The organism is Actinomadura sp. KC216 (assembly GCF_004348535.1).
GTDB lineage: Bacteria > Actinomycetota > Actinomycetes > Streptosporangiales > Streptosporangiaceae > Spirillospora.
On sequence record NZ_SMJX01000082.1, the window covers coordinates 18,994 to 29,130 of the forward strand.

Genomic DNA, 10,137 nt, shown 5'->3' on the forward strand with positions numbered 1-10,137 from the left:
CGCCATGCAAAGACGCATTCTCGGCGTGCTGTCCGCCGCGCTCCTCGCCCTCACGACCCTCACCGCCATGGCGTCCGTCTCGTACGCCGCCACCCCGCGGGTCAAGGCCGCCGACTTCTCCGGCATCGTCGCCCTGAGCAACTGCTCGGGCTCCGTCGTCCGCACGCCCAACTCCGCCGACAGCGATCCCGCGATGGTGCTCACCAACGGCCACTGCCTGGAGACCGGCATGCCGCCGGCCGGCCAGGTGATCACGAACCGGGCGTCCAGCCGGACGTTCACCCTCCTGAACTCCAGCGGCGGGAACCTGGGCACCCTGCGCGCGACGTCGGTGCTGTACGGGACCATGACCGACACCGACGCCGCCCTGTACAAGCTCAGCAGCACCTACGCCCAGATCCAGCAGCAGTACAACACCCGCGCGCTGGAGATGGTCCTCCAGCGCCCGGCGTCCGGCGGCACGCTGCACGTTGTCTCCGGCTACTGGAAGCGCATCTACACGTGCCAGCTCAACGGTTTCGCCTACCGCGTCCGTGAGGCCGAGTGGACGTGGAAGGACTCGCTGCGTTACACGTCCCAGTGCAACGTCATCGGCGGCACCTCGGGCTCCCCGGCCATCGACGGGGCGTCCGGCAAGGTCATCGGCGTCAACAACACCATCAACGAGAGCGGCGGCCGCTGCACCCTGAACAACCCCTGCGAGGTCGACGAGCAGGGCACCGTCACCGTCCGCCGCCAGATCGGCTACGCCCAGCAGACCTACACGCTGGCCAACTGCATAGCCCCCGGAACCACCCTCGACTTCAACCGCTCCGGCTGCACGGCCCCCCGCGGCTAGCCCCTGGACAAGACGCCTCGCACCTCTCCGCACCGAGAGCTGCGAGGCGTCTTCCTTTCCCCCACCAGGCGCCAGCGTCCAGCCGGGCCCGTCAGGGTCCTTGGAGTCCCGCAAAGCAACAGCTGGGCTCCGTATGTGGCCGACCGTGCTCGCCGAGTCTCTGCATAGTTGCTCGTCTCACACCGGCCCGCGGTCAGGCCAACACGCCAGGCAAGAGTCAGCGATCCCGAACGGGCTTGAGTTCGATGTCGAGATCGAAGGGCGAGGTGACGGAGACCCGATCGTGGTGCACGCCGGTCGCGACGTATCGTCCGGTGGCGTCGTCGATCTCGTAGGTGTAGATCGCGAACGCAGGCGCGGTCTGGTCGGTCTCGACCCGCCAGAAGTGACGGATACCCGCCTCCGCGTAAAGCTCCGGGTGTGACCGCCGGTCCTTGCGCTTTGTGGACGGCGACACCACCTCAACGACGAGGCTAACCAGGTCGGCAGGAATGGGGCGCTCGTAGGGGTCGTGGTCAGTGGAGTACACGACGACGTCGGGAGCGATCTCGACCGCCTCGGTCTCGTCGTCGTCCAAGAGAACGTCCACGTCGGTGTCGACCTGCCATCCGCCGGGAGCGGCCTCCTCGATACGAGTCGCCAGACGCCGCGCGATGCGCTGATGGATCGGGCGGGGCCGTGGGCTCACGACGAGTTCTCCGTGAATGAGGCTGACGCGTACCGGGAGGTCTTCAGGCAGGGCCTCGAATTCTGCCCGAGTCCAGGTATCGCCGGCGGGCAACGGAAGAGTCAGCGCGTGCATGGCCGGTAGCGCCTCCGGTCCGTTGGTGCAGGTACTTGGTCAGGGTACCCGTGTACCTCTCGAACGGCTGTGAGGGAGTTAACGACGTCTGGTAGTACTACAGGCCGTAGTATGTCCCACAGGACGTAGTACTACAGCTTGTAGTAGTTAGTCGAAGGGGCGGCGCGGGGCATGGACACGGTCGATATCGCGCGGTGGCAGTTCGGGATCACCACCGTGTACCACTTCCTCTTCGTTCCGCTGACGATCGGGCTGTCCGCGCTGGTCGCGGGGCTGGAGACGGCCTGGGTCCGGACGGGCAAGACCGCCTACCTGCGCGCCACCAAGTTCTGGGGCAAGCTCTTCCTGATCAACTTCGCGATGGGGATCGTCACCGGCATCGTGCAGGAGTTCCAGTTCGGGATGAACTGGAGTGACTACTCCCGCTTCGTCGGCGACGTCTTCGGCGCGCCGCTCGCGATCGAGGGGCTGCTCGCGTTCTTCGTCGAGTCGACGTTCCTCGGGCTGTGGATCTTCGGCTGGGACAGGCTGCCGAAGAAGGTTCACCTGGCCTGCATCTGGCTGGTGGCGATCGGGACACAGTTGTCGGCGTTCTTCATCCTGTCCGCGAACTCCTGGATGCAGCACCCCGTCGGCTACCGGATCGACGAGGAGACCGGACGGGCCGTCCTCACCGACTTCTGGGCCGTCCTGACCAACTCGACGCACCTCGTCGCGTTCCCGCATACGGTCACGGCGGCGTTCGTCACCGGCGGCATGTTCATGGCGGGCGTCAGCGCGTGGCATCTGGCGAGGCGGAAGAACGTGGAGGTGTTCCGGCCCTCGCTGCGGCTGGCGCTGGCCGTCACGGCGGTCGCGTCGATCGGCGTCGCCGTCAGCGGCGACCTGCAGGGCAAGGTCATGACCGAGCAGCAGCCCATGAAGATGGCCGCCGCCGAGGCGCTCTACGAGACCGAGCAGCCCGCCTCGTTGTCGATCTTCACGGTCGGGACGCCGGATGGCGATGAGGAGATTTTCGGGATCAAGGTGCCGCGCGTCCTGTCGTTCCTGGCCACGGGCACCTTCGACGGCGAGGTCAAGGGGATCAACGACGTCCAGGCGGCCGAGGAGGCGCGGCACGGGCCCGGGGACTACCGGCCGTTCGTTCCCGCCATCTACTGGAACTTCCGGCTCATGGTCGGGGTCGGGATGCTCACCGCGCTCGTCTCGTTCGCCGGGCTGTGGATGCTGCGGCGCGGGCGCCTGCCGTCCAACCCGTGGGTGTACCGGGTCGGCATGCTGTCGCTGACGCTCCCGTTCATCGGCAACTCCGCCGGATGGATCTTCACGGAGATGGGGCGGCAGCCCTGGTCGGTGTACGGCGTGATGAAGACGTCGGCGAGCGTGTCCCCGGGTGTGACGGCGTCGTCCATGCTCATCTCGGTCGTCTCGCTGACCGCGCTCTATGCCGTCCTCGCGGTCATCGAGGCCGGGCTGATGCTCAAGTACGCCAAGGCCGGGCCGCCGTCCGAGGACGAGGCGCTGCCGCCGCCTTCCGACGACGACTCCGACGACGATTCCGAGCGCTCGCTCGCGTTCGCCTACTGAGGACGCCGATCATGGAACTCACCACCGTCTGGTTCATCATCATCGCCTTCCTGTGGACGAGCTACTTCTTCCTGGAGGGATTCGACTTCGGCGTCGGCATGCTGCTGCCCGTCCTCGGGCGGAACGACGTCGAACGGCGCGTCGTCATCAACACCATCGGGCCCGTCTGGGACGCCAACGAGGTGTGGTTCATCGTCGCGGGCGCCGCCATGTTCGCCGCGTTCCCCGAGTGGTACGCGACCCTGTTCAGCGGCTTCTACCTGCCGCTTCTCGCCATCCTGCTGTCGCTGATCATCCGTGGGGTCGCGTTCGAGTACCGAGGCAAGCGGGACGACGCGCGGTGGCGGGCGCGCTGGGACAAGGCGATCTTCTGGGGCAGCCTCGTCCCCGCGTTCCTGTGGGGCGTGGCGTTCGCGAACATCGTCCGCGGCGTGCCGCTGGACGCCGAGCACGAGTTCGTCGGGACCCTCGCCGACCTGCTCAACCCGTACGCGCTGCTCGGCGGGCTCACCACGATGATCCTGTTCGTCCTGCACGGGGCGGTGTTCCTGGCGCTCAAGACGTCCGGCGTCATCCGGGTGCGGGCCCGTTTCATCGCGAGCGTCGCCGCGGTCGCGGCCATCGCCGCGGGCGGCAGCTTCCTGCTGATCACGCAGCTCGACCACGGCAAGCCGGTGACCTGGCTGACCGCCGGGGGCGCCGCGATCGGGCTGGCCGTCGCCGCCGTCGCCAACCGGCGGGGACGCGAGGGCTGGGCGTTCATCGGCACCGGCGCCGCCATCGTGCTCGCCGTCGCGACGCTGTTCACCTCGCTGTTCCCGGACGTCATGCCGTCCACCCTCGGCGCGGCCGGGACCCTCACCACCGAGAACGCCTCCTCGACGCCCTACACCCTCAAGATCATGACGTGGGTGGCGGCCGTGTTCACCCCGATCGTGATGATCTACCAGGGCTGGACGTACTGGGTCTTCCGCAAGCGCATCGGCACGTCCCACATCCCGCCGACGCCGCGGACCACCCGGAAACCGCCACCCCCGCAGGGACCGGCGAAGCCGCCTAACGCGCGGCCGACCGGGTCGGCGCGATGAAGCCGCTCGATCCCCGGCTGCTGAAGCACGCCCGGACGACACGCACGTTCCTCGTCGCGTCCGTCGTGCTCGGCGCCGCCACCGCAGGGCTGATCATCGCGCAGGCGACGCTGCTCGCCGACATGCTCACCCGCGCGTTCCTCGGCGGCGCCACGCTCGGCGACCTGCGTGTCCCGCTGCTGCTCCTGCTCGCCGTCGTGCTTGGACGGGCCCTCGTCGCCTGGCTGCAGGAGGTCGCCGCGCACCGCTCGTCCGCCGCCGTGAAGTCGCAGCTGCGCGCCCGGCTGCTCGCGCACGCGCTGCGGCTCGGCCCGCGCTGGCTGTCCGGCGAGCGCAGCGGCGAGCTGGCCACGCTCGCCACCCGCGGGATCGACGCGCTGGACGACTACTTCTCCCGCTACCTACCGCAGCTCGTCCTCGCGGTGATCGTCCCGGTGGCGGTGGGCGCGCGGATCCTGCTGGGCGACTGGCTGTCCGCCGTGACGATCGCCGTGACGCTGCCGCTCATCCCCGTCTTCGCGATCCTCGTCGGCCTCACCACCCAGCGGAAAATGGACCGGCAGTGGCGCACGCTCTCGGTCCTGTCCGCGCACTTCCTGGACGTCGTCGCCGGCCTCCCCACCCTCAAGATCTTCGGACGCGCCCGCGCCCAGGCGGACAAGATCCGCGAGGTCACCGACCGGCACCGCCGCGCGACGATGTCGACACTCAGGATCGCCTTCCTCTCAGCGCTCGTCCTCGAACTCCTCTCGACGATCTCCGTCGCACTCGTCGCCGTCTCCATCGGGCTCCGGCTGGTCGAGGGCGGGCTGGGCCTGGAGACGGCACTGCTCGTCCTGATCCTGGCGCCGGAGGCGTACCTGCCGCTGCGCCAGGTCGGCGCGCAGTACCACGCGAGCGTCGAGGGCCTCACCGCCGCCGGACGGATCTTCGAGGTCCTCGAAACACCCGCGCCCGCTTCCGCCTCCGCCCCCGGAACCCGCGCGGGCGTCGGCGTCCCCGATCTGGGCCGCGCCACGATCCGCTTCGACAACGTAACGGTCGCCTACGACAGTCGTGAGGCCCCCGCCCTCGACGGCCTCTCCCTCACCGTCCACCCAGGCGAAACGGTCGCCCTCACCGGGCCGAGCGGGGCCGGGAAATCCACGGCGCTCGCGGTCCTGCTGGGCTTCGTCCGGCCCGACTCCGGCCGCGTCCTGGTCGACTGGGCCGACCTCGCGGACCTCGACCCGGACGCGTGGCGCGCCCGCATCGCATGGGTCCCGCAGCGCCCCCACCTGTTCACCGGGACGATCGCCGCCAACATCCGCCTGGGCCGTCCGGACGCGTCCGACGCCGATGTCCGCGCCGCCGCCCAGGCCGCGAACGCCCTGCCGTTCATCGACGCCCTCCCGGACGGGCTCGACACGCCGCTCGGCGAGCACGGACTCGGCCTTTCCGCAGGCCAGCGCCAGCGCATCGCCCTCGCCCGCGCCTTCCTGCGCGACGCTCCGCTCCTCCTCCTGGACGAGCCGACCTCGAACCTCGACATGGAGAGCGAGGCGGCGGTGCTCGACGCCGTCCGCCGCCTCGCCGCCTCGCGCACCGTGATCCTGGTCGCCCACCGCCCCGCCCTGGTCGCCCTCGCCGACCGGACGATCCCCGTCCCCCTTCGCCCCGAGCCGGTGACGACATGACCCTCATCCTCAGACGGCCTACACCCTGGACTCCTCACGCAGCAGCGACCGCCTCCAGGCAACCCATCCTCACGCGCCCACCGCTCGGCACCCCCACCCACACCGCCGGACGGCGAGGCACGACGTCGTCCCCCTGGCCTGCCCAACGGCGGCGCATCCCCACGCTCGTCCAGCTCAGCACCTCGGCCCGCTCCACCTGCCAAGAGCGTGCGTCCAATTCGGCCTCACTCGTCCGCAGGCACCCGGCTCGCCCGGACTGGCGATGCCGAAGCGGGCCTGGCCGAAGCGGGCCTGAGCGGGCATCTCGTGAAGCGACGCCACGCTCGATCACGGCATGCCTCGAACACAAACCGCCAGGTGAGCTGCGCAACGGAACCATGAGTCACGTCCCGGCTCGACGTGCGCGCCTGGCCCAGACGATGCGGCAACGGCGGCACGTCTCCACCTCGCGGCGCTCCGCCAACGCAGAACTCCACATGTCGGCGGGCGCATCATGATTATTCGGCTGCTCGGATTCGCCCGCCCCGCCCGGTGGCGGCTCGGTATCGCCGTCCTGTTCGGCGTGCTGGCGCTAGGTAGCGGAGTCGGGCTCATGGCCACCTCGGCGTGGCTCATCTCGCGTGCCGCGCAGCATCCGCCGGTGCTGATGCTGATGGTCGCGATCGTCGCCGTCCGCGCATTCGGGCTGGGACGTGGCGTGTTCCGCTACGTCGAGCGCCTCGTCGGTCACGACGCGACCTTCCGGATCCTGGCGGACCTGCGCGCCCGCGTGTACGAACGGCTGGAGCGGCTCGCGCCCGGCGGCCTTCCCGCCTTCCGCCGCGGAGACCTGCTGAACCGGCTCGTCGCGGACGTAGACGCTGGCCAGGACCTCTTCTTGCGCGTACTCCTGCCCTGCACGGTCGCCGCTGTCGTCGGTGGCGTGTCCGTTGGTCTCGCCTGGGCGCTGCTTCCGTCGGCTGGGGCCGTCCTGCTGTGCGCCCTTCTGCTCGCAGGCGTCGTCGCCCCCTGGCTGTCGGCCGCCATGGCACGCCGTGCCGAACACCGCACGACCGACCTGCGCGCCGACCTCACCACCCACGTCGTGGACACCCTCCAGGGCGCACCCGAACTCATCGCCTACGGCGCCGCCCCCGCGCACCTCGCCACAGCAAGCCAACTCGACCGCGACTTCACCCGCGCGTCGGCCCGTTCCGCCGCCACCGCCGGTCTCGGTGCGGCGATCTCCGCTCTCGCGGGCGGTCTGGCCGTCTGGGGCAGCCTCGCCGTCGGCGTACCGGCCGTCCGCTCTGGGACGCTCGATGGGGTGCTTCTCGCAGTGGTCGTCCTACTACCGTTGGCCGCTTTTGAGGTCGTGGCCGGGCTGCCGCTAGCCGCGCAGTACCTGGAGCGCGTCCGCCGCTCTGCCTCGCGCATCTTCGTCGTCCTGGACACCCCCGAGCCAGTACACGACCCAGCCACCCCGACACCTCTCCCCGCAGCCCCCTACACCCTCAGGGTCGAAAACCTCCACGCCCAATGGACGCCCAACGGCCCCCACGTCCTCGACGGCATCTCCCTAGACCTGACCCCTGGCCGCCGTTGCGCAATCGTCGGCCCCAGTGGCTCAGGCAAGACCACACTCACCGCCGTCCTTCTACGCTTCCTAGAGCCCACCACCGGCCGGATGACCCTCAACGACGTAGACCTGCGATCCCTAAGGGGCGACGACGTCCGACGCATCATCGGCCTCTGCGCGCAGGACGCCCACCTATTCGACTCGACCATCGGCGAGAACGTCCGCCTAGCGCGCCCCACCGCCACCGACACCGAGATCCGGGGCGCCCTCCGCCGCGCCCGCCTCCTCGACTGGATCGACGCGCTTCCCCAGGGCCTCGACACGCGCGTCGGTGAGCACGGCGCGCAGGTGTCCGGCGGCCAGCGCCAGCGCATCGCCCTGGCCCGCGCCCTCCTCGCCGACTTCCCGATCCTCCTCCTGGACGAGCCCGCCGAGCACCTCGACATCGCGACCGCCGACGCCCTCACCGCCGACCTCCTGACCGCCACCGAAGGCCGGACGACGCTGCTCGTCACCCACCGCCTCACCGGCCTGGACGCCGTCGACGAGGTCATCGTCCTGGACGGCGGCCGCGTCGCCGACCGCGGGACGCACGCCGACCTGGTGGCCCGCCCCGGCCTCTACCGCTCCCTGTGGCAGCGGGAGCACGCCAACGCCGCCGCGGCCGCTGCTGCCGCCGAGCCAACGCCAATTTAAGTAAATTATCCGAGATCTTGTAAACCCGCCCTGACCCCTATTCGTCGGCGGGACGTGCACAAATAATCCGGGATTACCAAGAACAATTCGCCACCGGTCGGCATCACACCGAAGTACAGGATCCAATCGACCGGAACGGGGGATTCCACAGATGAAGATCTTGCTACGCGTCGTGCTCGGTGTCGCGGTGACGCTGCTGGCGATCGGCGCCAGCATCGGCGCGATGAGAACGGCCAACGCAGACGGCCCGAAGACCGATCCCGCGGTCGCCAGGGCCATCGAGTCGCAGCCGTGGGTGGAGCTCGGCCCCGGCGACAGCGACTACCGCATCGCATCCGCCCGCTGCTACCTGGTGCAGTTCAAGTTCTACGACGACTGCACCCCGACGTCCGCCGGCGAGGGCTGGCCGGCGAACCTCGGACCGGCACTGCAGAAGTACCAGAAGTCGCACAACCTGCCCCAGACGGGCAAGCTCGACATCGAGACCTGGGGCGCGCTCCGTGACGACGGCGGCGAGGTCGGTGCGGGCAGCGGCCGGACGGCCCAGGTCAAGGGCATCCAGTACGCGATGAGGGTCCTGCAGGACTCGGCGCTCGTCGTGGACGGCCAGTACGGCCCGTCCACCACCGCGGCGGTCAAGGCCTTCCAGGAGCGCAAGGAGATCGACGCCGACGGGATCTTCGGCGAGATCACCTTCCGTGCCGCGTTCGCGCAGGGTGCCGAGTCTCAGCGCACCCCCGGCCGCTAAGGCCCAACTGCGGCCGTCTCGCTGACACGCGAGGCGGCCGCCTCGCATCTCCGACCGCATGCCCCAACGGCCGCCGGAAAATCAATTTCCGTCGAAACCTTTCGCCCGAGACCACAAGAGGCCATCTCGGCCCCGCCGCCGACTGATCGAAATCGGCAACCTCAGAGATCACCCCAGCGACACACTTTCTGCTCTCCTAACGATCACCTGGTCGAAACTTTGCGACCAAATGCCAATGGAGACGACCGCTGGGCCCGAACCGCCTCACCGATTGGGCCTACGCCCGTACCGTCGCTCCGACGTAACCTCGCTGGAACCCCGACAGTGGAGGCAGCATGCGAAGGTCCACATCATCTCTGGTCGCCGGCATCACCATTCTCCTGGCAACGTTCCTCACCCCTGGCAGCGCGTCCGCGCAAGAGGCGACCTGGACGGTCACCCCAGGCGGCGCGTTCACCGGCGAGGGGACTATCAAACTGGACGGCACAGTGTGCTACTTACGCTTCAACGGCACTTTCTTCGACAGTTCCGGACAGGGCCGAATCGACCAGGTCAACGTGCACGGCTGTTCCAACCCGGCTCCTTTGGGATACCCCTCTTTCCGAGTTCCGATCAGCCTGACGGCTACCAAATACCTCAGCTCCATCGACACCACGGCCGGACCGTTCGCCAACTTCGTCATCGACATTCAGGGCCCCTGCCCAGTCAGACTCGGCAGCCCGAATGATCCCCCGAACACGGTCGAGTTCCTCTACGACAACGAGAACGCCACAATGTGGTGGAGCAGCGGCCTCAATAATGGCTTGAGGGTCTATGACCCCCGCAAGTGCTACGACAAGGAAAGCGTGAATATCAACAACAGCTTCACCATCACCCCGGCCCAAACAATCCGCCCGAGCGAATAAACCTCCCAGGCGGAGCCAGGCTGTCGCCACACACGAACACGTCCCTCCGCCAAAACCCGCACCCGCACGGCCACATGCCGGACGACTCGTAAGCATCGGCTAATAGCCGCGCTGCTTGGCTGGCGCCGTGAAGAAGCGTGACACCGCCGTCCACACCAACCAGCGCCGCCGTACGCGCCACAACCGCAAGCGGCGGCGCAAGGGCGGAGCGCATCCACCCTCGGCCCCTGCCCCCGTCC

At 69.0% G+C, this 10,137-nt stretch carries 8 protein-coding genes; 7 read left to right on the forward strand and 1 reads right to left on the reverse strand.

Annotation, left to right across the window (positions count from 1 at the left end):
• Positions 1-4 precede the first annotated feature (4 nt).
• A complete protein-coding gene (locus E1264_RS16630; protein WP_132174410.1) occupies positions 5-838 on the forward strand; it encodes a serine protease in 834 nt (277 codons plus the stop codon).
• Positions 839-1,055: 217 nt separating this feature from the next.
• On the opposite strand, the gene E1264_RS16635 is transcribed toward E1264_RS16630, so the two are convergent.
• Positions 1,056-1,640 (reverse strand): Uma2 family endonuclease, encoded by a 585-nt coding sequence (locus E1264_RS16635; protein WP_132174412.1) that lies wholly within the window; start codon positions 1,638-1,640, stop codon positions 1,056-1,058.
• A gap of 171 nt (positions 1,641-1,811) precedes the next feature.
• Here E1264_RS16635 and E1264_RS16640 point away from each other — a divergent pair, with 171 nt between their 5' ends.
• The 6 genes from E1264_RS16640 to E1264_RS16665 all read left to right on the forward strand — a co-directional run bounded on the left by E1264_RS16640 (position 1,812) and on the right by E1264_RS16665 (position 9,898).
• Positions 1,812-3,227 carry a cytochrome ubiquinol oxidase subunit I gene (locus E1264_RS16640; protein WP_132174414.1) on the forward strand — a complete coding sequence of 472 codons (1,416 nt, stop codon included), beginning with the start codon at positions 1,812-1,814 and terminating at the stop codon, positions 3,225-3,227.
• Between the two features lie 11 nt (positions 3,228-3,238).
• The gene (gene cydB / locus E1264_RS16645) at positions 3,239-4,315 is read left to right on the forward strand and encodes a cytochrome d ubiquinol oxidase subunit II (protein WP_132174416.1); all 1,077 of its coding nucleotides are present in this window, start codon (positions 3,239-3,241) and stop codon (positions 4,313-4,315) included.
• Positions 4,312-5,991 carry a thiol reductant ABC exporter subunit CydD gene (gene cydD, locus E1264_RS16650; RefSeq protein WP_132174418.1) on the forward strand — a complete coding sequence of 560 codons (1,680 nt, stop codon included), beginning with the start codon at positions 4,312-4,314 and terminating at the stop codon, positions 5,989-5,991. Before cydB ends, cydD begins: the two co-directional genes overlap by 4 nt.
• A 493-nt stretch (positions 5,992-6,484) precedes the next feature.
• Positions 6,485-8,245: a thiol reductant ABC exporter subunit CydC gene (gene cydC, locus E1264_RS16655; RefSeq protein WP_132174420.1), complete on the forward strand. Its 1,761-nt coding sequence runs from the start codon at positions 6,485-6,487 to the stop codon at positions 8,243-8,245.
• A gap of 151 nt (positions 8,246-8,396) precedes the next feature.
• A complete protein-coding gene (locus tag E1264_RS16660) occupies positions 8,397-8,993 on the forward strand; it encodes a peptidoglycan-binding protein (RefSeq protein ID WP_132174422.1) in 597 nt (198 codons plus the stop codon).
• A 335-nt stretch (positions 8,994-9,328) separates the two neighbouring features.
• Positions 9,329-9,898, forward strand: a complete 570-nt coding sequence (locus tag E1264_RS16665; RefSeq protein ID WP_132174424.1) for a hypothetical protein — start codon at positions 9,329-9,331, stop codon at positions 9,896-9,898.
• Positions 9,899-10,137: the final 239 nt, after the last annotated feature.

Bases quoted from the DNA above. Each gene is read 5' to 3' on its own strand.
- E1264_RS16630 (WP_132174410.1), top strand. From the start codon at position 5: ATGCAAAGACGCATTCTCGGCGTGCTGTCCGCCGCGCTCCTCGCCCTC.
- E1264_RS16635 (WP_132174412.1), bottom strand. From the start codon at position 1,640: ATGCACGCGCTGACTCTTCCGTTGCCCGCCGGCGATACCTGGACTCGG.
- E1264_RS16640 (WP_132174414.1), top strand. From the start codon at position 1,812: ATGGACACGGTCGATATCGCGCGGTGGCAGTTCGGGATCACCACCGTG.
- cydB (WP_132174416.1), top strand. From the start codon at position 3,239: ATGGAACTCACCACCGTCTGGTTCATCATCATCGCCTTCCTGTGGACG.
- cydD (WP_132174418.1), top strand. From the start codon at position 4,312: ATGAAGCCGCTCGATCCCCGGCTGCTGAAGCACGCCCGGACGACACGC.
- cydC (WP_132174420.1), top strand. From the start codon at position 6,485: ATGATTATTCGGCTGCTCGGATTCGCCCGCCCCGCCCGGTGGCGGCTC.
- E1264_RS16660 (WP_132174422.1), top strand. From the start codon at position 8,397: ATGAAGATCTTGCTACGCGTCGTGCTCGGTGTCGCGGTGACGCTGCTG.
- E1264_RS16665 (WP_132174424.1), top strand. From the start codon at position 9,329: ATGCGAAGGTCCACATCATCTCTGGTCGCCGGCATCACCATTCTCCTG.